Origin of the sequence: Brachybacterium phenoliresistens, assembly GCF_039530785.1 — a bacterium.
GTDB lineage: Bacteria > Actinomycetota > Actinomycetes > Actinomycetales > Dermabacteraceae > Brachybacterium > Brachybacterium phenoliresistens.
This window is the reverse complement of record NZ_BAAAOW010000001.1, coordinates 717818-741010: the sequence shown is the minus strand read 5'-3', so window position 1 is coordinate 741010 and position 23193 is coordinate 717818. Positions and strand designations below refer to the sequence as shown.

Here is a 23193-nt window from a genome sequence, read left to right as displayed (position 1 = left end):
GCGGCACCTCAGGGGGTGCACCCGGTCACTGTAGTCCGCCGGCATCCCAGGTGGCCCCCGCATCGCCGGGGGGAGAGCCGCATTCTCGCCGCCGCCGTCCTCTCCTAGCCTCGGATGCGAGAGGGAAGGCGGCCCGATGGGGACCACGAGACTGCTCATGACGATGACCGGACGAGAGCTGCGCGGGGCTCCGGTCGTCCCGGCCGCGCTGACGGGCCTGATCGCCCTGGCGGTGGCCCTCGCCGGCGGCGCGGGGTTCCTGCTGATGGGAGTGTCCTCCTCCGCCGACCGCCTGCTGGATCAGGCCCGCTCCCCGGATCTGGTGCAGATGCACACCGGCGCCGTGGATCCGGCGCCGATCCGGGACTGGGCCGCGGGGCGTCCCGAGATCCGCGAGGCCGGCGTGGCCGAGCTGCTCACCCTGCGCGGCCAGGACCTGGTCATCGACGGGCACGACCGCGCCTCCAGCACCCAGCAGAGCTCGCTGACCGTCCCCGGCCAGCGGCGGGACATGCTGATCGACCTCGAGGGCGAGCCGCTGGGCGTGCCCGAGCGCGGGACCGTGTCCCTGCCCGTCCACCACCGGATCTCGGGGGCGGCCCAGCTCGGCGACGAGGTCCGCGTCATCGACGGGACGGGCTGGGAGCTCGCGCTGACGGTGACCGGGTTCCACCGCGACGCGGCCATGTCCACCCCGATCTCCAGCTCCGAGCGCCTGGCCGTGCACCCGGAGGACCTCGCCGAGGCCGCCGCGCGCACCGGCACCGTCGAGCACCTGGTCGAGATGTGGCTGCACGATCCGGCCGATGCCGGCGCGGTCAGCGCCGCCTATCTCGCGGCCGGTCTCCCGCAGGACGGACCGACGGTGGACCGCTCCACCTTCCTGCTGCTGAGCATGATCGGCGAAGGGCTGCCGGCGGCGCTGGTGCTGCTGGCCGCGGCGGTGCTCTCCGGCATCAGCATCCTCTGCCTCCACCTGGCGGTGCTCACCGCCCTGCGCCGCAGCCTGCGCCAGGTCGGCGTGCTCGCGGCCCTCGGCATCCCCCGCCGTGGGATCCAGGGGATCCAGGCAGCGCCGTTCGCGGCGATCGGGCTGCTCGGGGCGGGCCTGGGCACGGCCGGGGGCTGGGGCCTGGGCCTGCTGCTGCTGCGACCGGCCGGGGCCTACCTCGGCCCCGTGTCCGGCATCGCGCCCTGGCTGGCCCCGCCGATCGCCGCCGTGCTCGCGCTGCTGCTGGTGCTCGCCACCGTCCACCGTGCCCTGCGGGGCATCGGCCGCACCGGCATCGCGGCGGCGCTGCGCGCCCGCGGGATCGACCGCGGGACGGGACGGCTGCGCCGCCTCGCGACCGGCCGCCTGTCCCTGCAGCACGCGGCCCGCGGTCCGCTGTCGCTGCGCCTGGGGCTGCTGTCCGCCGTGCAGCGCGGGGGAACCCTGCTGCTGCTCTCGATGATCTTCGCCGGAGCCATGCTGGTGATGGTCACGCCGATGCGGGCCGCCTCGACCCTCGGCTCGCCGGAGGTCATCGGATCGCTCGGGATCACCCCGGCGGATCTCCTGGCCGACGCCGTCGCCGCGGACGATGCCGAGCCCGCGGCCGCGGCCCTGCGGCAGGATCCGGCCGTCGCCGAGGCCGTCGCGCACACCGTCCAGCGCGCGACCCTCCCCGATGCCGACGGCCTCCCGGTCCCCGTCGTCGTCCTGGCCGGCGACCACACCCGGCTCCCGATCACCGTCGCGCAGGGACGGGCTCCCGACGCTCCGGGAGAGGTCGCCCTCTCGCTGCTGCTGCTGGCGGACTCCGGCCTCTCGGTCGGCGACCGGGTGACCCTGAGCGGGAGCGGCGGGGACGGTGCGGGCGCACCGCTGCGGATCGTCGGCGCCTACCAGGACATCACCCAGGGCGGGCGCACGGCCCGCACCGCGGAGCCCGTCCCCGGCGCCCCGACCGTCGACCACGTGCTCTCGGTCGCGATGGCGCCGGGGGCGGATCCCGCGACGGCGGCCCGGCGGATCGCCGGCGAGGTGCCCGGAGCCCGGGTGCTCGCCGTCGACGAGTACCGCGAGCAGCTGCTGGGGCCGATCGCCGCCCGCATGCGCGCGGCGGCGCTGCTCGCCGGCGCCGCCGCGCTCGCCCTGTCCGCCCTGGTGACGGTGCTGTGCCTGCGGCTGGAGCGCGCCGTGGCGGCGCGGGAGTCGGCGATCCACCGCGCCGTGGGCGTCCCCGCCGTCGTGCTGCGGCGCGCCGGCGCGGTGCCCGTCGCCCTCGCCCTGGCCGCGGCCCTGCCGCTGGGGGCCGCCGCCGCCCAGGCGATCGGGCAGCCTCTGCTGGACCTGGTCCTGGAGGGCATGTACGGCGGCTTCGAGGCCCTCGGCCAGGGGGCCAGCGCTCTGCCCCTGCACGGCGCCCCCGTGCTGACCGCCGTCCTCGCCCCGGCGGCGCTCGCCCTCGTGGTCGGCGCCGCGACCTGGGCGGGCACCCGAGACCCGCATCCCGACGAGCTCCGAGAGGCCCTCGCATGACCCCCGACACCACAGCCCCTGGCCCCGTGCTGAGAGCCCGAGGGCTCCGCCGGCGCATCGCCGGACGCACCCTGCTCGACGGGGTGGATCTCGACCTCGCCCCCGGGGAGATGCTCGCCGTCGTCGGCGCCTCCGGGAGCGGGAAGTCGAGCCTGCTGCACGCCCTGGGGACCCTGGACCCGCCCGATGCGGGACGGGTCGAGCTGGACGGGGAGGATCTGCTGGCCCTGTCCGAGCCCGCGCAGGCCCGAGCCCGGCTGCACCGCCTGGGCGTCGTCTTCCAGCAGTTCCACCTGCTGTCGGGGCTCAGCCTGCTGGACAACGTGCTGCTGCCGGGGCTCGCCGCCGGCGGCCGTCCCCGCACCGCGGTGGTCGACCGGGCGCGCACCCTGCTGGCCGACGCCGGCGTCGGCCAGCTCGCCGAGCGGCGCATCACGGAGGCCTCCGGCGGTCAGCTGCAGCGGGTGGCGATCTGCCGCGCTCTTATCAACGCGCCCCGGGTCCTGCTCGCGGACGAGCCGACCGGCGCCCTGGACGCGGAGGCCACGCGGACGGTGCTCGCGCTGCTCTCGCGGGTGCGGGACCAGGGCACGGCGATCCTGATGGTCACGCACGATCCCGCGGTGGCCGGACGCGCGGACCGGGTGCAGGAGATGGTCGACGGCCGCCTGCGCGCGGCCTGATCGGCGCGCTCAGCGCTGCGGGGCGAGCACCTCGGCGAGGAACCGGGCCGTGCGCAGCCAGGCGGCCGGGGCCGCATCGGGGTGGTGCAGGGCGGGATGCGGGTTGTCGAAGGCATGGCCCGCCCCCTCGTACAGCGCGAAGCGGATCTGCTCGCGCGTGCCGCCGGCGGTGACGGCCTCGCGGATCCGCTCGACGCTCTCGCGCGGGATGAACGCATCATCGGTGCCGAAGATGTGCAGGCTGGGCACGGTGACGTCCCCGGCGAGGTCGAGCAGGCCCGGCAGCGCGGAGCCGTAGAAGCTGACCAGGGCGGCGGGGGCGCGTCCCTGCCTGCTCGCGGCGGCCGCGGCGGAGAACGCGAGCCCGCCGCCGTAGCAGAAGCCGAGCAGCGCGGTGCGCCCGGCGTCCACCTCGGGACGGCCGCGCAGCGCCTCCAGGGCGGCGAGGGCATCGGCCTCCGCCCGCTCCCAGGGCAGCGCCTGGGCCAGCTCCATGCCCGCGCCGATCCATGCCTGCGTGTCCTCGTCCTCGGGCACGGCATCGATCGGCGGGTCCAGCCGCGCGAACAGCTGCGGCGCGAGCACCGCGTACCCCTGCTCGGCGAGGTCCCGGCACCGGCCGAGGATGTAGTCGGACAGCCCGAAGATCTCCTGGAGCACGACGATCCCGGCGACGGGGTCCCCGCCGCCCGGAGGCAGCCAGAGCAGGCCGGGCAGCTGCCCGGCATCGGTCGGGATGGCGATCTCGGTGGCGGAGGGCGGCATGGCGGAGGTCACAGCGAGACTCTAGCGCGGCCCGCGCTGCGCCGGTGGCACGATGAGCGGATGCCCCCGCAGCCCTCCCTGCACCTGACCGTCGGCCTGCCCGGCGTCGGCAAGACGACCCTCGCGCGGCGGCTCGAGCAGGAGCACGGCGCCCTGCGGCTCACGCCCGACGACTGGATGATGCCGCTGTTCGGGCAGCTCGAGGTCGAGCCCGCCCGGGACGTGCTCGAGGGCCGCTTCCTCGTCGTCGCCGACCGGGTCCTGCGCGGCGGGATGTCGGTGATCCTGGACTTCGGATGCTGGTCCGCGCCGGAGCGGTACGCCATCCGCGACCTCGCCGAGCGCGCGGGGGCGCGGTTCGTCCTGCACGCGCTCAGCCTTCCGGAGCCGGAGCGACGGCGACGGGCCGATGCCCGCTTCCGCGAGGGGGCCGGCACGACCGTGGACATCAGCGCCGCGGACCACGATCGCTACGCCGCGATGTTCGAGCCGCCCGACGCGCAGGAGCTGCGCGGCGCGCCGATCCCGGCCCCGCCCGAGGGCTGCGGGAGCTGGGCGGCCTGGGCCTGCGGCCGCTGGCCCTCGCTGCCCCGCCTCGATCTCGGGCGGTCCTGAGCACGCCGCTCATCCCGGCCGGGCTCCGGTGAGCTCGCCGACCTCACGGCGCACCCAGAAGGCTCCCGTGGCGCGGCGCTCCGCACGGCTCGCGTAGCGGTACTCGAAGACCCGCACCCGCAGGTCCCGCGGCGCCCGACCCGCGAAGGGGTCGTGGCGCAGCAGGTGCCGGATCCCCGGGTCGCCGCGGCGCAGCTGCTCGAGCAGCCGGGCGAACCAGAGGCTGTGCCACTGGCCCAGCGGCACGAACCACATCATCCAGTCCAGACGCAGGTGGTACGGGGCGAACTGCCCGGGGCGGCGGTGGACGTCGCCGGGCTTCCCGCGGAACTCGAAGGGCAGCCAGTCCTCCTCGCGCGGATTCTCGGCCTCGGTGCCCTCGATGATCACCTCCCGGCGGATCCGCGTCATGGAGCCGAACGCCCCGTAGGCGTTGACCAGGTGGAAGCGGTTGAAGCTCGCGTTCATGAGCTGGTCATGGCGGAAGAGGTTCCTCAGCGGCCTCCGGCTGAGGGCCACGAGACCGGCGACGACCAGGACGACGATCACCTGCCACCACAGCGGCGAGAGCCCCGCCGGATCCGCGGCGGCCAGGGCATCGGCCGTGCGCTCCCAGCCCCAGCCGGGCCACGGCCCTCCCAGCAGCCACCGCCAGACGGGGTCGCTGATGCCGCTGGTCGCGATGAGGATGGTCAGCCAGTTCAGCCACGCGTAGTTGCCGGTCAGGACGAGGAACAGCTGGGTGAGGATGATGGCTCCCGCGCCGATCGACGCCAGCGGCTGCGGGAGCAGGAGGAGCCAGGGCGCGCCGAGCTGGACGATATGGCTTCCCAGGGTCTCCGCGCGGTGCCACCAGGCGGGCTTCTGATGCGCGAACCGGCTGAGGGGGTTCGGCATCGGCTGCGTCTGATGGTGGTGGTCCATCGCCGTGAGGTTCCGCCAGGCCGCGTCGCCGCGCATCTTGATCATGCCGGCCCCGAACTCGAGGCGCAGCAGGAGCCAGCGCAGGAAGAGGATGACCAGCAGCGGCGGAGCCACCGCGTGGGAGCCGAGGAACGCGACGACGAATCCCGTCTCCAGCAGCATCGACTCCCATCCGAAGCCGTAGAAGCGCTGCCCCAGGGAATTGATCGACAGGTAGAGCCCCCACATCGCCAGGAGGACCAGCATCGGCGCCCAGGCGGGGCCGGCCTGGGGCAGGCCCAGGACCACCGCGGCGCCCAGCGCCATGCCCAGCACGCACACCGTCCGCAGCGCCCGGTCGGAGTACGGGACGGCGCGCCAGCGGAACAGGCTGGGGGAGCGGCCGGGATCCGCCGCGGTGCGGGCCAGGTAGTCGGGGGCGGGCAGCAGGCCCCTCTCGCCCAGCAGGGCCGGGAACTGATGGAAGCTCGAGAGGAACGCGAGGACGTACACGGCGGCGACGCCGCGCTGGATCACCTCGCGCGAGATCGAGTACTCGTGCGCATCCAGCAGCGCGAGCCAGGGGCCGATGTCCATCGGATCGCCTCCTCTCGGACCGGCACCGGGAATTCTCCCCTCGCCGGGGGCCGATGGCCAGAGCTGCTGCGGCCCCAGGGCCGATGGTCCGGAGACGTCCGGAGACGAGGAAGCCCCACCGGCGGACCGATGGGGCTTCTCTCGCGGGTGCGTCATCAGGGACTCGAACCCCGGACCCGCTGATTAAGAGTCAGCTGCTCTAACCAACTGAGCTAATGACGCGAACGGAGAAGACTCTACACGCCGATGCGGGCGAGGTCTGCCGCCTGCGTCACGTCGGGGCCATGATGCCCGTCACCTCGCCGACCGTGCGACGGATTGACTCCGTCCGACGGGCGTGCAAAGGTATGGCGCAGTGGGCGAAAGAGTCAACGAACGGTAAAACGTCGGGGGACAGGGGAGTCGCCCGACGTCCAGCACGAGGGGTACGCATGTCCATGCGAAGCATCCGCCGCCGCAGTCGGGCTTCCATCGCGCTCGCCGTGTCCGTCCCGCTCATCGCGGGATTCGGCCTGATGAGCGCCGGATTCGCCGGCATCTCGAGCGCCTCCGGGGCGACGAGCGTCGTCACGCCCTCCGAGGGCGCGCCGCCCGGGCCCCAGCGTGTGCTGGATGCCTCCGTGCTGCAGGGCTCGGCGACCGACTGGTGACGCCGCCGGCGGCGACCTCCGGGCGCCGCGCCGTCCTCGAGCGGCTGTGGCGCGGGATCGCGCAGGTCCGGCCGGAGGGGCGTGCCCTCATCGCGGTGGACGGGGTCGACGGCGCGGGCAAGACGCGTCTGGCCGCGGAGCTCGCAGCGATCGCCGCCCACGAGGGCGCCCGGCCCGCGGTGACGGTGAGCATCGACGGCTTCCATCGGCCGCGGGCGGAGCGGCTCGCAGCAGGCACCGGCCCGGACGGCTTCTATCGCGCCTCCTACCGCTATGACGCTTTCCGCCGCAGCGTGGTCGAGCCGCTGCGCGCGGGCCTGCCGATCATCCCGGCCGTCTGGGACGTCGCCCGCGATGCCCCGGTCGACCCGGAGCCGGTGCAGGTGCCTCCCGGTGGCATCGTGCTGGTGGACGGGATCTTCCTGCAGCGCCCGGAGCTGAGGGACGTCTGGGACGCCGTCGTCTGGGTCGAGGTCCCGTTCGCGGTGAGCGTGCCGCGCGGCAACGCCCGGTTCCCCGGGATGCGCGAGGCGGACCCGGAGGCGCCCTCGAACCGGCGGTACGTCCAGGGGCAGCGGCTGTATCTCGCCGAGGCCGCGCCCGCGGAGCGGGCGCGCTGGATCCTGGACAACACCGATCTCACCCGCCCCCGGCTGCGGGATCAGCGCGGCGGCGCGTCCGGGGCGGAGCACACCGACGCTCCTGCCGTGGAGCCGTCGTGACGCACGACGAAGCCCCCGTCCGCTGGACGGGGGCTTCGGTGTCGGTGCGTCATCAGGGACTCGAACCCCGGACCCGCTGATTAAGAGTCAGCTGCTCTAACCAACTGAGCTAATGACGCCAACGCAGAAGACTCTACCGCCGCCGGCCCGGCCGCGAGAAATCCGGGGGCTGCGTCTGTGAGCGAGGTGACAGCGCAGGCCATCGCCTAGACTGGGATGCCTCACCGCGAAGTGGAGGAGGCCCACGTGAGGATCGCTGTCACCGGTGCGACCGGAGTGCTCGGCCAGGAGGCCGTCGCCGCTCTGGTGGCCGAGGGTCATGAGGTCACCGGCGTCACGCGTCGCGAGCGCGGCGTCCCGGTGATCGAGGGGCGCGGCGCGAGCGCCGTGGTGGCGGACGTCTTCGACGCCGCCGACCTCGAGCAGGCCTTCCGCGGGCACGATGTCGTGATCAATGCGCTGGCGAAGCTGCCCATCGGCATGGCGGCCATGCGCCCGCTCGCCTGGCGCGAGGACGACCGCCTCCACCTGGAGGCATCGGTCGCGATCGCGGAGGCCGCCGCACGGGCCGGAGCGGGACGCCTCGTCCAGGAGTCCACGATCTTCCTCTACCCCGACAACGGCTCGGACTGGATCGGCGAGGACGAGCCGCTGTCCGTGCGCAACCAGGCCTTCCGTCCGCGCGTGCGCGAGATGCGCGCCGCCGTCGACTTCGCCCAGGGCGGGCGCACCGCCGTGATCCTGCGCCTGGGGCAGCTCTTCGGCCGCGACCCCCAGACCACCCATGCTCTCAAGGCGACGCGCGAGGGCCAGGCGATCCTGCTGGGCAAGCCCGAGAACTACGTGACGCTGCTGCACCATCGCGACGCCGGCCGCGCCTTCGTCGCCGCGCTCCAGGCGGGCAGCGGCTTCTACAACGTCGGCGGCGAACCCATCACCCGGCGGCGCTGGGCCAAGGACCTCGGTACGGAGGCCGGGATCGAGGGCTCGGCGAAGTTCTTCCCCGACCTCACCCAGGCGATCGTCGGCACCCGGCTGGACGTCCAGCGCCGGTCGCTGCGCGTGTCGTCCCTGCGCTTCATGTCCGAGACCGGATGGCGGCCCACCATCGGCCCCTCCACTCCCGGCTGGTCCCGTATGTGATGAGCCCGCAGCGGCAGGACGACGTCGCCTCCTCGGGGATCACGCGGCCGGCGGCCGTGCCCGAGATCCTCGACGTGATCTCGCGGGCGCACCCGCTGGACCGCCTGCCGCCCTCGGTCTCCTACGCGATCGCGACCGCGAGCGACCTCTGCTTCGTGCCGCGCGGCGAGCAGGTGTTCGCGATCGGCGACCGCAACACCGACGTCTTCCTCGTGCGCACCGGCGCGATCGAGCAGCGCGAGGGCGACGGCGCGCTGCGGGCGCGGCTGGGCGAGGGGGAGTTCTTCGGCCGGCAGTCCGCGACCTCGGGCAGGCCCACCGAGTACACCGCCGTGGCGCTCGAGGACGCCCTGGTCCTGCGGTTCCCCGCGAGCGTCCTCGAGGAGCAGGCCGCCCTGGTCCCCGAGGTCCGGGACGCCTTCGCGGGGAAGGAGGAGGAGCGCCTGCAGCACGCCCTGACCAGCACCGGGGCGATCGAGGCGATCGGGATGCCGACATCGGCGCCCGCCCGCGAGCTCATCACCCGCGCCGCCGTGCTCCTGGACCCGGGCGCCACCGTGCGCGAGGCCGCGATCGCGATGAGCCGCCAGCGCACCTCGATGGCCTGCGTGCTGGAGGAGGGGCGGCTGGTCGGGGTGCTCACCGACCACGACATGCGCGAGCGGGTGATCGCCGAGGGCCGGGACCCGGGCCAGGCGGTCTCCGCCGTGATGACGCCGCAGCCGCTGACCGTCGACGGCGACGCCTCCGGCTTCGAGACCATGATCATGATGGTGGAGAACGACATCCGCCACGTCCCCGTCCGGGAGGCCGGGGAGATCCTGGGGGTGGTCTCCGCGGCGGACCTGTTCCGCGACCACCACAGCATGAACGCCATCGGCCTGGCCGGGCGGCTGTCCCGCGCCGGAGCTCCCGCCGAGCTCGCCGAGCTCATGCGCGCCCTGCCGGACCTGCAGTCCGCCCTGATCCGCGCGGAGCTGCCCCCGCGGCAGGTGACGCACGTGCTCACGAGCATCGTCGACACCTGCACCCGGCGTCTGCTCCAGCTGGCCGAGCAGGACCTCGGCGAGCCGCCGTGCCGCTACGTGTGGCTGGCGCTCGGCTCGCAGGCGCGCTGCGAGGTGACCATCGGCTCCGACCAGGACAATGCGCTGCTCTTCGAGGACATGGGCATGATCGACGACGTCGAGCGCGCGGACGGCGAGCAGTACTTCGCCGAGCTCGCCCGGCGCGTCACCGGCGGCCTCGAGGCCTGCGGCATCCCGGCCTGCTCCGGCGGGTTCATGGCCACCAACCCCGCCTGGCGCCAGCCGATCAGCCAGTGGCGCGAGTACTACGAGCAGTGGATCGCCGAGCCGGAGCTCGAGGCGCTGCTGAACGCGACCGTCTTCCTGGACGTGCGCCCGGTGCACGGCGACGAGAGCCTCGCCGCAGAGCTCGCCGAGCACCTGCGCGAGCTGCTGCGCAGCCCCGTGCGCTTCCTGCGGGCCCTCACCGCGAACGCCCTGCGCAGCTCGCCCCCTCTGGGCTTCTTCCGCACCTTCGTGCTCAGCCGCGACGGGGAGGGCCAGAAGGTGCTGGACATCAAGCGCCGCGGCATCACCCCGATCATCGACATCGCCCGGATCCACGCGATGTCCGCCGGGTCGATCACCGCCAACACCTACGACCGCCTCGAGGCGGCGCAGCAGGCGGGCCGCATCTCCGCGACCAGCGCCGACGATCTGCGCAACGCCCTCGTGCTCATCTCCGGGGTGCGCCTGCGCCATCAGCGCGACCGGCGCGAGCGCGGGCTGGCCCCCAACAACGACCTCGCCCCCGACGCCCTGACGGCCTACGAGCAGGGGCACCTCAAGGAGGCGTTCACCATCGTGCGCTCCGCCCAGGCGGTGCTGCGCCAGGCCAGCGAGGCCGGGGCGATCGGGTGAGCAGCCTCCCGGCCCTGGAGCGGCGCCGCCGTCGGGCCCTCGAGCGCGGCCGGGTCCCCGCGCCTCTGCTCCCGCTGCTCTCCCGGCCCTGGCCGCGCGCCTCCCAGGACGTGCGGGACGTGCGGTTCCTCGCCGTGGACCTGGAGACGACCGGTCTGGACCCGGAGACGGACCGCATCCTCAGCATCGGCTGGGTCCCCGTCGAGGAGGGGAGGATCCGTCTGGGCCGGGCGGGCTACGCCGTGGTCCGTCACGAGGAGGTCGCCCGCACCGAGGCGGTGCTCGTGCACGGGCTGACCCGCGAGGTGCTCGCGCGCGGCGCCCCGCTCGAGACGGTGCTCGCCGCGCTGATGCCGGAGCTCGCCGGGAGCGTGCTGGTCGCCCACGAGTCGTCCATCGAACGCGGATTCCTGGGCCGCGCCTGCGAACGCGCCTGGGGCCTGCGCCCGGAGGTGCCGGTGCTGGACACCGTCCGGGTCGAGCGGAGCCTGGCCAGCTTCCGCCGCGAGAGCCGGGACCTGCGCCTGCCGGCGCTGCGCGAGCGGTACCGCCTGCCGCCGCATCGGGCGCACCACGCCCTGTCCGATGCGGTCGCCGCGGCGGAGGTCATGCTGTGCCAGTGGCGCGAGATCAGCGGCTCCCGGACCACCCGGCTGCGGCGCGTGCTGGTCTGATCCCCCCGAAAACGGGGGATTCCCGGCGAAACGGCACCCGCGGTGAGACCATGTGCACCGGATGTGTCGGCGGTCACAGATGCCGCCGAGCCGTGGAGAGGCGGTCGACATGGGAATCATGCAGGTTCTGACATTCGTCGGGTTCACAGCCCTGGTGGGTGTGCTCTCGTGGTGGTGGACGCGCGGCACCGACGAATCGCATTCCGACGGGTACTTCCTGGGCGGACGAAGTCTCACCGCGCCGGTCATCGCCGGCTCGCTGATGATGACGAACCTGTCGACCGAGCAGATCGTGGGGCTGAACGGCCAGGCGTACTCCGAGGGGATCCTCGTGATGGCGTGGGAGACGCTCGCGGCGATCGCCATCTGCGTGTGCGCCGTGCTGCTCATCCCGAAATACCTCAAGAGCGGGATCGCCACGATCCCGCAGTTCCTGGAACGGCGCTTCGACACCACCACCAAGGCGATGGTGTCCATCCTGTTCCTCAGCGGCTACGCGATCGTGCTGCTGCCCATCGTGCTGTACTCCGGGGCGCTGGCGATGAGCACCATGTTCGACATCCCGGGCCTGCTGGGCGTGAGCCCGACCGTCGCCCTCTGGATCACGGTGTGGGCGCTGGGGATCATCGGCTCCATCTACGCGATCTTCGGCGGGCTGAAGGCCGTCGCCGTCTCCGACACGATCAACGGCCTGGGTCTCGTGCTCGGCGGCCTGGCGGTGCCGATCTTCGGCCTCATCGCGATCGGCCAGGGGAACCTCTTCGAGGGCGTGACCACGCTCTACGACCAGAACCCCGAGCATTTCGAGAGCATGGGCGGGCCGGAGTCCTCGGTGCCCTTCGCGACCATCTTCACCGGCATGATGCTCGTCCAGCTGTTCTACTGGGGGACCAACCAGGCCATCATCCAGCGGGCCCTGGCCGGCAAGAACCTCCAGGAGAGCCAGAAGGGCCTGCTGCTGGCGGCCGGGCTGAAGATCCTCGGCCCGGTGATGGTGGTCCTGCCCGGCGTGATCGCCTGGCAGCTGCTCGGGCCCGACCTGCCCACGGCCGATGCCGCCTACCCCGCCCTCGTGCGCGAGGTGCTCCCCGGCCCGCTGCTGGGCCTGTTCGCGGCCGTCATCTTCGGCGCGATCCTCAGCTCCTTCAACAGCGCCCTGAACAGCTCGGTGACCCTGTTCGGCCTGGACCTGTACAAGGAATACATCAACAAGGACGCCTCGGACGCGAAGGTCGTCTCCTCCGGGAAGATCTTCGGCATCTTCCTCGCGGCGGCCGCGATGATCATCGCGCCGTTCATCGCGAACGCCCCGGCGGGTCTGTTCGGGTATCTGCAGGAGGTCAACGGGATGTACAACATCCCGATCCTCACGATCCTGCTGGTCGGCATCTTCACCAAGTACGTCCCGGCGCTCTCCGCGAAGGTCGCGATCGTCCTCGGCGCCGGTCTGTACTGCATCAGCCAGTTCCTCATCAAGCCCGCCGTCGAGGGCGCCGGAGGGTCGTATCCCCACTTCCTGCACGTGATGGCGATCCTGTTCGTGCTGAACGTCGTGATCATGCTGGTGATCGGGAAGCTGCGCCCGCGCCAGGAGGCCTACGTGCAGGTGGACGCCGGGGCCGTGGACATCACGCCGTGGCCGGCGACGAAGCCCGTCGCCGTCGCGATCGTGCTGGTCGTCGTCGCGATCTACATCGTCTTCGCCTGAGAGCCGGCGCGGGCGGCCGCGCCCGGGCCGGTCAGCGGCCGGCCCAGTGCGCCCCCGTGAGCTCGAGGGCGTTGAAGGTGTAGACGTGCGGCGCGGCCAGCTCCAGCCGCGCCGCGCGGGCATCGCGGGCGAGGTCGGCCAGCAGGTCCTCAGGGGACCAGGTGCCCGGTCGCATCAGGCGCCGCAGCCCGGTGCCGTGCCGGCGCAGCACCGACAGGGAGGGACCGACCCCGACCCGCGACCCGATCCGCAGCAGGCGGGCGAGGTCGACCGGGCCGGCGACCCCGGGGCGGACCGGCAGGTCGACCCCCGCCTCGCGGGCGCGCCGGGCCCAGTCGATGATGGGCCGCGGGGCGAAGCACATCTGGGTGACCACGTAGGAGGCATGCTCGGCCTTGCGGCGCAGCAGGTCCAGCTCCGCGGCCGGTTCCGCGTGCGGATGCCCCTCGGGGTACCCGGCCACCCCCGCGACCAGGAACGGGGACTGCGCATGCAGCGCCTCCAGCAGGTCGAGGGACCCGGCGAGACCGCCCGCGGGCAGGGCGGGATCCCCGGCGATCACGAAGGCCTCGCGGATCCCCGCCTCCTCCATCCGCGCGGCCATCTCCTGCGCCTGCGCCGCTCCGCGGATCCGGCGCGCGGCCAGGTGCGGGATGGCGGTGAAGCCCGCGCGGGCCAGGTCTGCGGCGAGGGCGAGCGAGGCCTCCTGCCCCTGCGTGGGGGAGGAGGTCACGCTCACCCTCGACCCGGGGGGAAGGTGCGCGATCACGGCCTCGAGGACCCCGGGCAGCGGGATCACCTCGAACTGCGGCCGATGCTCGACCGCGCCGGGGGTGCTGCAGCGCGGATCGACGGCCGGGGCGTCCACCATCGTGGTCCTCCTTGCGGGCTCTGCGGTGCGTCCTCCCGGCCGGCTACCCGAGCGGCACCGGCGCGGTGACATCGCTCTTGGGCTGCTCCTTGGCGGGGTCGATGAAGGGCTTGGGCACCACGACCGCCTCGACCTGCTGCTCGCCGGTGTCGACGGTGAGCGTCGTCCCCAGCCGGGCGAGCTCGGTGGGCACCATCGCGTACCCGATGTTCTTCTCCAGGCGCGGCGAGAAGCAGGCCGAGGTCACGTGACCGACCCGGAGGCCGTCCTGGAGGACGGGGAACATGTCGATCATCGAGCCGTCGTTGAAGGTGCCCAGCTGCGGCCCGCCGATCTCGATGCCGGCGAGCATGCGCCAGGGGCCCTCGTCCTTGATCCGCCGCAGCGCCTGCTTGCCCAGGAAGTCCGCCTCCTGCTCGAGGTCGACCATCCAGTCGTAGCCCATGCCGACCTCGAAGGGGTTGGTGTCGATGTCGGTGTCGGCGCCGTGGGCGAGCATGCCGCCCTCGATCCGGCGGATGTGGCAGGGGCCGATCACCTGCATGCCGTGCGGACGGCCCGCCTCCCACACCAGGTCCCACAGGCGCTCGGCGTCGCGCGAGGCGTTGTGCACGTAGATCTCGTAGCCGATCTCGCCGGTGTAGCCGGTGCGCGAGACCGTCACCTCGATCCCCTCGATCGTGAAGTCGCGCAGGTAGTAGTACGGGATCTCCGCGACGGCGTCGCCGAAGAGGTCCCGCAGCACGGCGAAGGAGCGCGGGCCCTGCACCTGCACGGGGCCGGCGTCCGCCTCGCGGATCTCGACGTCCATGCCGGCGAAGGCGGCCACGCCGCGCGCCCACAGCAGCACGTCCGAATCGGCCAGGGACAGCCAGAAGCGGTTCTCCTCCAGCCGCAGCAGCACGGGGTCGTTGATGATCCCTCCGTGCTGATCGGTGAGGAAGGTGTACTTGCACTGCCCCACCGCGCACTTGGACAGGTCCCGGGTGATGAGCAGGTTCGTGAAGTCGAAGGCGTCGGGCCCGGTGATCTCCACCTGGCGCTCGACGCCCACGTCCCACAGCGTGACCCCCTCGAGCAGGGCCCAGTACTCCGCCACCGGGTCGCCGTAGTGGCGGGGGTGGTACGTGTGGTTGTAGACGCTGTACATCGCGACGCCGTGGCGGCGCGAGGCGTAGAAGAAGGGGGACTTGCGGATCCGTGGGTAGAGCAGGATCCGGGGGGTCGGGTTCACAGTCATCGTGGCCTCCGGTGTGCGTGTCCGTGCCCCACTGTCCCATGCGGCGTGCGTCCTGCGCAATAGGTTGCGTCCTGCGCATTCGCGCTGGTCAGAATGTGTTGTAAGGTCCCTCCATGGTGCAGATGCGGACAGCGGCGGCAGGATCGGTGCAATCGGTCGATCGGGCGGCGCGGGTGCTCGAGATCCTGGCGCGCGACGGGGCCTCGAGCACCGGCGAGATCGCCCGCGAGCTCGACGTCCACGCCTCCACGGTCACCCGCCTGCTCGCGGCCCTGGAGGCGCACGAGCTCGTGGAGCGTCCGGAGCCCGGCGGGCGGGCGCGCCTGGGCGTGGGGGTGCTGCGCCTGGCCGGGGCGGTCGCGGTGCCGCTGGACCTCACCGGGCAGGCAGGCCCGGTGTGCGAGGAGCTGGCCCGCCGGGTGGGGGAGACGGTCAACGTCGCGGAGCTGCGGGAGGACGCCGCCGTGAACCTCTACCAGGCGCAGGGTCCGAGCTCGGTGGCCATGCACAACTGGGTCGGGGACCGCACCGTCCTGCATGCGACCTCGAGCGGGAAGGTGCTGCTGGCCCACGCCTCGCCGGCCCAGCGCGAGAGGGTCCTCTCCCACTCCCTGGAGCGCTTCACCGAGCGCACGGTCACCGCGCGCTCGCCGCTGCTGCGCGAGCTCGAGCAGGTGCGGGAGCAGGGCTATGCGATCGCCGTCGAGGAGTTCGAGGAAGGGCTCAACGCCCTGGCCGTGCCCATCCACGGCGAGGGCGGGCGGGTGATCGCCGCGCTGTCCGTCGCCGGGCCCGCCTACCGCCTGCGGGCCGAGCGCCTCCCGGCGACGGCCCGACTCCTGGTCGAGGCCGCCGCGGAGATCAGCCGGCGCCTGGGCGTGCGCCCGTCCTGAGACCGGCGCCTCAGCCCTTCATCCGCGTGTTCTCGGGATCGAAGGCAGGGGTGCGCCCCGTGCTCAGCACCTGCGCGGGCAGGCGGTCGCCGAGGTACTCGATCTCGAGCCGCGCGCCGACGTGCGCATGCTGCGGGGGAAGGTAGGACATCGCCAGGAACCGCCCGAGCGACGGGGCGGGGCCGGCGGAGGTCACGTAGCTGCGCCTGCCCCGGGCGTCCACGATCTCCTCGCCGCCGGCCGTGAGGACCGGCTCCCCGCCGGTGGGGAAGCGGGCGGGCTCGGCGGCGCCGTCCGCGCCCTCCACCGCGAGCGTGCACAGGAGCGCGGCAGGGCTCGCCTCGCGCGCGGCGAGATAGGCGTCCCGGCCCACGAAGTCGGCGCTCTTGACGCGGGGCAGGGCGAGGCCGGCCTCGACCGGATCGTGCTCGCCGGTCAGCTCCGCCCCCATCAGGCGGTAGGCCTTCTCCAGGCGGCCCGTGGTGCCGTACACGCCGATCCCGGCGGCGACCGCGCCGAGGGGGAGGCCCGCCTCCCACAGCAGGTCCCACAGCGCCAGCCCCATCTCGGAGGAGACATGGACCTCCCAGCCCAGCTCGCCGACGTAGGAGATCCGCAGCATCGAGACGGGGATCGAGCCCAGGTGCAGGTCCTGGGCGGTGCCGAAGCCGAAGGCGGCGTCGGAGAGGTCCGCGTCCGCGAGCGGGGCCAGCAGGTCCCGGGCGCGCGGTCCCCATACCCCGATCGTGGTCACCGCGGCGGTCGCATCGATCAGCTGCGCGCCGGCGGGGAGGTCGGCGCGCAGATGCGCGAGGTCCCGGCCCCCATCGGCCGCCCCGGTGATGACGCGGAAGTCCTGCGGACCACGGCGCACGACCGTGAGATCGGTGCGGAAGCCGCCGGCGGGGGTCAGCATCGGGGTGTAGACCACGCGGCCGGGCGGCACGTCGATGCGCGCCACCGCCAGGCGCTCGAGGTGCGCGAGGGCGGCCGGGCCGTGCAGGTCCAGGATGGTGAAGGCGCCCAGGTCGATCATGGCCACGCCCTCGCGCATGGCCAGGTGCTCGGCCTCGATGATCGGCGACCACCAGCGTCCGTCCCATTCGTGGCGGCGCTCGGGGATGCGGTCGCCGAACCGCTCCAGCAGCGACTCGTTGGCCGCGTACCACTGGGGCCGCTCCCATCCGGCTGTCTCGAAGCACACGGCCCCCAGCGCCTGCGTGCGCGGATGCGCAGGGCTCGTGCGCAGGGGGCGGTCCGTGGCCCACTGCTCGCGGGGATGGCTGATCCCGTAGACCTTCGGGAAGCCCTCCGCCGCGCGGGCCCGCACATGGTGCTCGGTGCGCTCGTGCGGGGCGAAGCGCGCCACGTCCGAGCCGTGCGGGTCGATCTCGCTGGCGCCGGAGGTCATGAGCTCGGCGAGCATGCGCGCCGCGCCCGCCGCCTCCTTGATCCAGACGGCCGATGCCGTCCACAGGCCCCGCACCTCCGGCAGCTCGCCGATCAGCGCGCCGCCGTCGGGCGTGAGCGAGAGCAGGCCGTTGATGGCGCTGCGGCGCTCCGGCTCGGGATCGGTGAGCAGGGAGGGGAACATCTCCCGGGCATGGCGCATCTGCTCGGTGAAGTCCGCCTCGGTGAAGGGGAAGCTGGTGGGGGAGGCCTGGCCGGGGGCGCCGACCGGAGGGATCTCCGCGGGCCGATGCAGCAGCGGCCGATGCGCATAGGAGCCGATCTCGAGATCGGCGCCGCGCTGGCGCTCGTACATCCGGCAGTCCATGTCCCGCAGCAGCGGCATGGCGATCCAGGCGCCGGTGCGGGCGAGCTCGGGGATGGGGCCGACGTCGATCATCTGGTGGACCGCCGGGGTGAGGGGGATCGAGGCGCCGGCGAGCGCGGCCACCTGCGGGCTCCACACCCCGCAGGCGATGACCACGGCCTCGGTCTCGATGCGGCCGTGGTCGGTGACGACGGCGCGGATCCGGCCCTCCTCCACGACCAGGTCGCGGACCTCTGTGTCCGGGCACACCGTCAGCGCCTCGAGCTCCTGGGCTCGCTGCCGGAACAGGCGGCCGGCCTCGATCGGGTCCACCACCGAGCCCGTGGGGGTGTGGAAGCCGCCGATCAGCAGGTCCGAGGCGCAGTACGGGACGAGCTCCTGGATCTCGGCGGGGGAGAGGAGATGCGCCTCCACGCCCCAGGAGCGGGCCGAGGTCATCCGTCGGGTGAGCTCCTGCATGCGCTCGGCGCTGCGCGCGACCTCGATGCCGCCGCAGCGGATCACCACGTCGAGCTCCTCGTACTGGTGCAGGGAGTCGACGGTGAGGTCGGTGACCTCCTTGGAGTGGTCCACGGGGAACACGAAGTTCGAGGCGTGCCCGGTGGAGCCGCCCGGATCGGGCAGCGGTCCCTTGTCGATCTGGACGATGCCGCGCCATCCGAGACGGGCGAGGTGGAAGGCGGCGGCGTTGCCGACGATCCCCGCTCCGATGACGACGACATCCGCGCTGGTGGGCGTGCTGGCCATGGCGACCTCCCGACGTGTCGGGTCATGCCTGGCGGCGGGTGCGGTGCAGGCCGTGGCGTCAGGATGCCCGTGCTGTCTGTTCTCTCCGCTGGTGGGCCGATGGTAGTCGAGAGCGCAGGCCGCCGGTAGAGGGCGCGGCGCGCGGGATCGGCGCGAGGGGGCGGGAGGGTGGACAGCTCGAATGTGAGTGACTAACATTCCGGGCATGGGACGCTGGGAGAGCACGCACGCACGGCTGCTCACGGCCGCTGCCGAGCTGTTCGCCCGGCAGGGCTATGCCGCCACGACCACCGCGCAGATCGCCGCCGCGGCGCAGGTCAGCGAGATGACCCTGTTCCGGCACGTGCCCTCCAAGGAGGCGCTGCTGCTCGAGGACCGCGCCGATCCGGCGATCGCGGCGGCCGTGCGCGAGCGTCCCGCGACCGAGCCCGCGCTGCGCGCCGCCGTCTCCGGGGTCGCCGAGGCCTGGGGGCGTCTGCCCGCGACGGAGGTCGCCGCCCTGCGCCGGCGCCTGGGGATCATCGTCGCGGAGCCCTCCCTGCACGGCGCCGTCGAGCGCAACAGCCGCGAGAGCGCCCGGGCGATCGCGGAGGCGCTGGTCGCCCGGGGCACGGACCGGGTCGCGGCACGGGTGGTCGCGTCGGCCGTCGTCGCCGGACTCTCCGAGGCGCTGCTGGCCTGGGCCGCCGCCCCGGAGGAGAGCATCGAGGAGTTCCTCGGCGCCGCCTTCGCCGCGCTCGCCGGGGAGGGGCCGTGCTGAGGCTGCGCGGCGTCGCGCGCCGGTACCGCGGCGGCGCCGGCGTGCGCGACCTCGACCTCGCGGTCGAGGAGGGCGCGGTCCACGCCCTGCTCGGGATGAACGGGGCGGGCAAGACGACGCTGCTGCGCCTGGCCCTCGGCATGCTGCGCCCGGATGCGGGGCGCGTCGAGATCCTGGGCCATGACGTCGCCGCCGCGCCCGCGGCGGTCCTGCGGGAGGTCGGCCAGATGGTCGGGCGGCCCTTCGCCTATCCCGAGCTCACCGTCCGCGAGAACCTGCGGATCGCCGCCCGGCTGCGGGGCTGCGAGGCCCGGGCGGTCGACGCCGCCCTGGAGCTGTGGGGCCTCGAGGCCGTGGCGGGCACCCGGTTCCGCCGGCTCTCCTCGGGGACCGCGCAGCGGGTCGGGCTCGCGAGCGCGCTGCAGCATCGGCCCCGGCTCATCGTGCTCGACGAGCCGAGCCTGGCGCTGGACCCGTCCTCCATGATCGTGCTGCGCACCCACCTGCGCCGGCGGGCCGATGAGGGGGCTGCGGTCCTCGTCTCCAGCCATCACCTCGACGAGGTCGCCCGGATCGCCGGGCGGATCGACGTGATGAACGCCGGCCGACTGATCGGGCAGCTGGATCCGCGCGCCCCCGATCTCGAGAGGGCGCTGTTCGCCCGCATCCTCGAGGACGACCGGTCCCGCGCGGAGGGTCCCCGATGAGGGCGGCGCTGGCCCTGGCGGGCCGCACCCTCCTGCGCTCGAGCGTGGGCCTGGTCGCCACGCTCGCGATCGTGCTGGGCCAGACCGTGCTGCTGGCGGGGATGGCGCTCGCCCTGCGGCGCGGGGACCCGGCGCTCGAGGCCAAGCTCGGCCCTGCCGCGAGCCAGGACTGGGACGGGCTGCTGTCCTCCGCCGCGCAGATCACCACCGCCGGCGGCATGCTCGGCGTGAGCGTCGTGCTGACCTGGATCGTCGCGCGCGAGTTCGTGGACGGCACCGCCGACGGCCTGTTCGCCCTGCCCGTGGCGCGCGGGACGATCGCGATCGCGAAGGTCCTCGTGATGATCGCCTGGGGCGCCGCGCTGAGCCTGGCGCTGGTCGCCTCGATCGCGGTGCTCGGCCTGCTGCTCGGGTACGGCCCGCCCGACGCGCCGGTCCTCGCGGGCCTGGCGCGGCAGCTCCTGCTGGGCGTGCTCCTCGTCCCGACGGCGATGCCGGTCGCCGTGCTCGCCACCTGGCGCCGCTCGATCCTCGCCGGGTGCTCCGGCGGGATCGCCCTGGTCGTCCTCGCGCAGGTGGGGGTGCTCGCGGGCGCCGGGCGATGGCTGCCGCCGTGCATCCCGGCGCTGTGGGCGCTGGGCGTCGAGGGGGTCGGGGTCGGGTCGCTGCTCCTGGTGCCGGTGTGGGCGGCGACCTGGGCCGGGCTGCTGCACCGCCAGTGGCAGCGCCTGCAGCAGGATCGCTGATCCTGGCGATCCGGGCCTGCCGGTGCGGCCGGGTGTTCCGGCGCGCCGCCCGAGGTGCGAGGATTCCGCTCATGATCGATGAGGGGGATGTGGAGGACGCCGCGCGCGCGGCCGATGACGCTGCGCAGCGCGCCGCGGACAGCACCTGGTTCGAGCGCGCCTCCCGCGCGGGCTACGTGGCCAACGGGGCGGTGCACGCCCTCCTGGGCGGGCTGGCCGTCGGGCTCGCGCTCGGCCGCGGCGGGGAGGCGGACCAGTCGGGTGCGGTGCAGATCCTCGCCCGGCAGCCCTTCGGCCTCGCCCTGATCTGGATGTGCCTGGTCGGCTGCGTGCTGCTGGCCCTGTGGAACCTCGCGAACGCCTTCTTCGGGCGGGCCCCGCTGCGAGGCTCCGGCAGCACCGACCCCCGGACCTCGCGCGGACGCCGCCGGTGGAAGGAGCTGCTCATCGCGCTCGGCCGCGCCGTCGCCTATGCCGCGGTCGCGAGCGTGTTCGTCCCGGTGGTGCTGGGCGGCGGGGGCGACTCCGATCGTCGCTCCGCGGCGCTGTCGACGACCATCGCCTCGGCGCCCGGCGGCCTCGTCATCCTGGTGGTGATCGGCCTGGTGGTCGTCGGATTCGGGGTGGGCTTCTGCGTCCAGGGCGTCCGTCGCAGCTGGGAGCGCCGCCTGCGCATGCCCCGCGCCCGCCCGCTGGCGGCGATCCTCACCGTCAGCGGCGTCGCCGGCTACCTCGGCAAGGGCGCGACGCTGCTGGCCGTGGGCGTGCTGGTGATCGTCTCCGCGCTCGCGGGGGACCCGGAGAGGTCCACCGGCGTCGACGGTGCCCTGCGGGCGATGCGCGACCAGCCGTTCGGTCCGGCGCTGCTGCTCGCCGTGGGCGCCGGCCTCCTGCTGCACGGGGTCTTCCTGGTGCTGCGCTCGCGCTACGACCGGATGGAGTGAGGGCTGGGCGGCCGCGCGGGACGGTTCATCGGCCGCCCGGATCGTCCTCCAGACGCCCCAGCAGATCCACCGCGGCGCGCGCGTACTCGCCGATCCAGCGGTCGTGGATGCGCTTGATGGGCAGCGGCGCGAGCGTGAGGTGGCGCTCCCGGCCGACCCGCCGCCCCTCGACCAGCCGCGCCCGCTCCAGCACCCGCAGGTGCTGGAGCACCGTGGTGCGATCCAGCTCCGGCAGCAGCGAGCACAGCTCCCCGGTGGTGCGCGGAGCGGCCTTCAGCGCGTCGAGCATGCGGCGCCGGGTGCCGGAGGCGAGCGCCTTGAAGACCGCGTCGTCGTCCTCGGGGATATCGGGGGACCCCTTGCGGTCGGACGCAGTCATGTTGTAAAAATATCACATGAATGCGCAGCAGCCCGCCGCAGGACGATCCCCCTCCGCCGACCGGCCCGCCGACGCGCCGCCGCCGCCCCAGGACGACCGGGCGCCGCTGGACGAGCTCGGCTTCACCGTCTCCGGGCGCATCGCCCGCCCCGTCGCCGAGGTCTACGAGGCCGTGGCGGACCCGGAGCAGCTCTCGCGGTACTTCACCACCGGCGGCGCCCGCGGCCGTCTGGCGGCAGGAGCGGACGTCACCTGGGACTTCGCCGACTTCCCCGGCCGCTTCCCGGTGACCGTCCTGGAGGCGGTCCCGCCGCGCCGGATCGTCATCGCCTGGGAGGGCTCGGATCTGGTCGGGGAGGCCACCACCACCCGCACGGTCTTCACCTTCGAGCCCCTCGACGACGGGACCCGGACCCTGGTGACCATCACGGAATCCGCCTGGCGCCCCACCGCCGACGGGGCGAAGAACGCCTTCGGGAACTGCGAGGGCTGGACCGGGATGCTCGCCGCGATGAAGGTGTGGCTCGAGCACGGCATCACCCTGCGCGAGGGCTTCTACCGCTGAGCGTCCCCCGCCTCGCCCCTCAGGGGACGATCGCCCCGTCGGAGACGGCGACGTCCACCCCGGGAGCGATCCAATACTCCTGCTGGCCATGGTTGTGGTCGAGAGGGCTCACCGTCCCGTGCAGGACCAGGGAGTAGTCCCCGTCCGGCAGCGGGGCGCCCAGCTCGATCCCCGCCACCGGGCAGGCGCCGAGCTCGACCGCGAACGCGCCGGTCTGCGCGCCGTCCCGGGGTCGCCCCTCGTCGGTCACGGTCACCGCGGTCACCAGTCCGGCCACCATGCCCTCCTCGCCGACCAGCACGCCGCGCGTCCCGCCCGGCCCCGCCGAGTGCTCCCCGTGCCCGGAGGCCAGCTGCACCGTCACCGTCAGCGGCAGGGTCATCCCGGACGGCTGCGCCTCCGGCGACCGCTCGACGGAGGCCTCGAAGGAGACGTCCCCGGTCGGGGCGTCCTCCCTCGTCCCGCAGGCCTCGGCGGACCGGGCCAGGACCTCGGCCGGGACGGTCCGCAGGGTCGGCTCCGGCACGTCGGGCCGCAGCAGGCCGCCGACGATCCCGCAGCCGCTCAGGGCCAGCAGGAGGCTCGCCGCCAGCACGGGGAGGGCGGCGCGGCGCCGGTGGGCGATCGCGAGCATGTCGGGAGGCTAGCACCG

Annotated in this window: 22 protein-coding genes and 2 tRNA genes; 15 read left to right on the top strand and 9 right to left on the bottom strand. The window is 73.8% G+C overall.

Features of this window, described 5'->3' with window-relative positions; genetic code table 11:
- Positions 1-136 precede the first annotated feature (136 nt).
- Together ABD234_RS03405 and ABD234_RS03400 are read left to right on the top strand one after the other, a co-directional pair.
- Positions 137-2524, top strand: a complete 2388-nt coding sequence (locus tag ABD234_RS03405; protein WP_156954195.1) for a hypothetical protein — start codon at positions 137-139, stop codon at positions 2522-2524.
- On the top strand, positions 2521-3207 hold the full coding sequence (locus tag ABD234_RS03400; RefSeq protein ID WP_051487151.1) for an ABC transporter ATP-binding protein: 687 nt from the start codon (positions 2521-2523) through the stop codon (positions 3205-3207). Before ABD234_RS03405 ends, ABD234_RS03400 begins: the two co-directional genes overlap by 4 nt.
- Positions 3208-3216: 9 nt before the next feature.
- Here the strand turns inward: ABD234_RS03400 and ABD234_RS03395 are convergent, their stop codons facing one another.
- On the bottom strand, positions 3217-3984 hold the full coding sequence (locus tag ABD234_RS03395; protein WP_232226486.1) for a dienelactone hydrolase family protein: 768 nt from the start codon (positions 3982-3984) through the stop codon (positions 3217-3219).
- Positions 3985-4032: 48 nt separating this feature from the next.
- Here ABD234_RS03395 and ABD234_RS03390 point away from each other — a divergent pair, with 48 nt between their 5' ends.
- Positions 4033-4587 carry a P-loop nucleotide/nucleoside kinase family protein gene (locus tag ABD234_RS03390; protein WP_038374382.1) on the top strand — a complete coding sequence of 185 codons (555 nt, stop codon included), beginning with the start codon at positions 4033-4035 and terminating at the stop codon, positions 4585-4587.
- A gap of 9 nt (positions 4588-4596) precedes the next feature.
- On the opposite strand, the gene ABD234_RS03385 is transcribed toward ABD234_RS03390, so the two are convergent.
- Complete coding sequence (locus tag ABD234_RS03385) at positions 4597-6087, bottom strand: lipase maturation factor family protein (protein WP_038374384.1); 1491 nt, start codon at positions 6085-6087, stop codon at positions 4597-4599.
- A gap of 148 nt (positions 6088-6235) precedes the next feature.
- A tRNA-Lys gene (locus tag ABD234_RS03380) sits at positions 6236-6309 on the bottom strand.
- 209 nt (positions 6310-6518) lie between these two features.
- Here ABD234_RS03380 and ABD234_RS03375 point away from each other — a divergent pair.
- Entirely contained in the window at positions 6519-6737 is a 219-nt protein-coding gene (locus ABD234_RS03375) for a hypothetical protein (protein ID WP_038374385.1), read from the top strand.
- Positions 6734-7459: a nucleoside/nucleotide kinase family protein gene (locus ABD234_RS03370; RefSeq protein ID WP_051487152.1), complete on the top strand. Its 726-nt coding sequence runs from the start codon at positions 6734-6736 to the stop codon at positions 7457-7459. Before ABD234_RS03375 ends, ABD234_RS03370 begins: the two co-directional genes overlap by 4 nt.
- A gap of 45 nt (positions 7460-7504) precedes the next feature.
- Here ABD234_RS03370 and ABD234_RS03365 read toward each other — a convergent pair.
- Positions 7505-7578 (bottom strand) — tRNA-Lys (locus tag ABD234_RS03365).
- A gap of 127 nt (positions 7579-7705) precedes the next feature.
- Here ABD234_RS03365 and ABD234_RS03360 point away from each other — a divergent pair.
- The 4 genes from ABD234_RS03360 (at position 7706) to ABD234_RS03345 (ending at position 12912) form a co-directional block, all read left to right on the top strand.
- On the top strand, positions 7706-8602 hold the full coding sequence (locus tag ABD234_RS03360) for an NAD-dependent epimerase/dehydratase family protein (RefSeq protein ID WP_038374387.1): 897 nt from the start codon (positions 7706-7708) through the stop codon (positions 8600-8602).
- A complete protein-coding gene (locus tag ABD234_RS03355; RefSeq protein WP_198025481.1) occupies positions 8602-10530 on the top strand; it encodes a DUF294 nucleotidyltransferase-like domain-containing protein in 1929 nt (642 codons plus the stop codon). The genes ABD234_RS03360 and ABD234_RS03355 overlap by 1 nt, the downstream gene beginning before the upstream one ends.
- Positions 10527-11204 carry a 3'-5' exonuclease gene (locus ABD234_RS03350; RefSeq protein WP_038374389.1) on the top strand — a complete coding sequence of 226 codons (678 nt, stop codon included), beginning with the start codon at positions 10527-10529 and terminating at the stop codon, positions 11202-11204. Before ABD234_RS03355 ends, ABD234_RS03350 begins: the two co-directional genes overlap by 4 nt.
- A gap of 109 nt (positions 11205-11313) precedes the next feature.
- The gene (locus tag ABD234_RS03345; protein ID WP_344354046.1) at positions 11314-12912 is read left to right on the top strand and encodes a solute:sodium symporter family transporter; all 1599 of its coding nucleotides are present in this window, start codon (positions 11314-11316) and stop codon (positions 12910-12912) included.
- Between the two features lie 31 nt (positions 12913-12943).
- Here ABD234_RS03345 and ABD234_RS03340 read toward each other — a convergent pair whose 3' ends face one another.
- Positions 12944-13783, bottom strand: a complete 840-nt coding sequence (locus ABD234_RS03340; protein WP_344354044.1) for a methylenetetrahydrofolate reductase — start codon at positions 13781-13783, stop codon at positions 12944-12946.
- A 43-nt stretch (positions 13784-13826) separates the two neighbouring features.
- Positions 13827-15023, bottom strand: a complete 1197-nt coding sequence (locus ABD234_RS03335; RefSeq protein WP_344354042.1) for a glycine cleavage T C-terminal barrel domain-containing protein — start codon at positions 15021-15023, stop codon at positions 13827-13829.
- Positions 15024-15169: 146 nt separating this feature from the next.
- On the opposite strand from ABD234_RS03335, the gene ABD234_RS03330 reads away from it, so the two are divergent.
- Positions 15170-15916 carry an IclR family transcriptional regulator gene (locus tag ABD234_RS03330; protein WP_344354041.1) on the top strand — a complete coding sequence of 249 codons (747 nt, stop codon included), beginning with the start codon at positions 15170-15172 and terminating at the stop codon, positions 15914-15916.
- Between the two features lie 10 nt (positions 15917-15926).
- Here the strand turns inward: ABD234_RS03330 and ABD234_RS03325 are convergent, their stop codons facing one another.
- Positions 15927-18440, bottom strand: coding sequence for a GcvT family protein (locus ABD234_RS03325; protein ID WP_344354040.1), 2514 nt, complete (start codon positions 18438-18440; stop codon positions 15927-15929).
- Between the two features lie 205 nt (positions 18441-18645).
- On the opposite strand from ABD234_RS03325, the gene ABD234_RS03320 reads away from it, so the two are divergent.
- The 4 genes from ABD234_RS03320 (at position 18646) to ABD234_RS03305 (ending at position 21597) form a co-directional block, all read left to right on the top strand.
- The gene (locus tag ABD234_RS03320) at positions 18646-19200 is read left to right on the top strand and encodes a TetR/AcrR family transcriptional regulator (protein WP_344354039.1); all 555 of its coding nucleotides are present in this window, start codon (positions 18646-18648) and stop codon (positions 19198-19200) included.
- Positions 19194-19907: an ABC transporter ATP-binding protein gene (locus tag ABD234_RS03315; RefSeq protein WP_344354037.1), complete on the top strand. Its 714-nt coding sequence runs from the start codon at positions 19194-19196 to the stop codon at positions 19905-19907. The genes ABD234_RS03320 and ABD234_RS03315 overlap by 7 nt, the downstream gene beginning before the upstream one ends.
- Positions 19904-20653 carry an ABC transporter permease gene (locus ABD234_RS03310; RefSeq protein ID WP_344354036.1) on the top strand — a complete coding sequence of 250 codons (750 nt, stop codon included), beginning with the start codon at positions 19904-19906 and terminating at the stop codon, positions 20651-20653. The genes ABD234_RS03315 and ABD234_RS03310 overlap by 4 nt, the downstream gene beginning before the upstream one ends.
- 71 nt (positions 20654-20724) lie before the next feature.
- Positions 20725-21597 carry a DUF1206 domain-containing protein gene (locus ABD234_RS03305; protein WP_344354034.1) on the top strand — a complete coding sequence of 291 codons (873 nt, stop codon included), beginning with the start codon at positions 20725-20727 and terminating at the stop codon, positions 21595-21597.
- Positions 21598-21622: 25 nt separating this feature from the next.
- Here the strand turns inward: ABD234_RS03305 and ABD234_RS03300 are convergent, their stop codons facing one another.
- Positions 21623-21976, bottom strand: a complete 354-nt coding sequence (locus ABD234_RS03300; RefSeq protein WP_344354033.1) for an ArsR/SmtB family transcription factor — start codon at positions 21974-21976, stop codon at positions 21623-21625.
- A 16-nt stretch (positions 21977-21992) separates the two neighbouring features.
- On the opposite strand from ABD234_RS03300, the gene ABD234_RS03295 reads away from it, so the two are divergent.
- The gene (locus tag ABD234_RS03295; protein ID WP_344354032.1) at positions 21993-22541 is read left to right on the top strand and encodes an SRPBCC family protein; all 549 of its coding nucleotides are present in this window, start codon (positions 21993-21995) and stop codon (positions 22539-22541) included.
- 19 nt (positions 22542-22560) lie between these two features.
- Here the strand turns inward: ABD234_RS03295 and ABD234_RS03290 are convergent, their stop codons facing one another.
- Positions 22561-23175: a hypothetical protein gene (locus ABD234_RS03290; protein ID WP_344354030.1), complete on the bottom strand. Its 615-nt coding sequence runs from the start codon at positions 23173-23175 to the stop codon at positions 22561-22563.
- Positions 23176-23193: the final 18 nt, after the last annotated feature.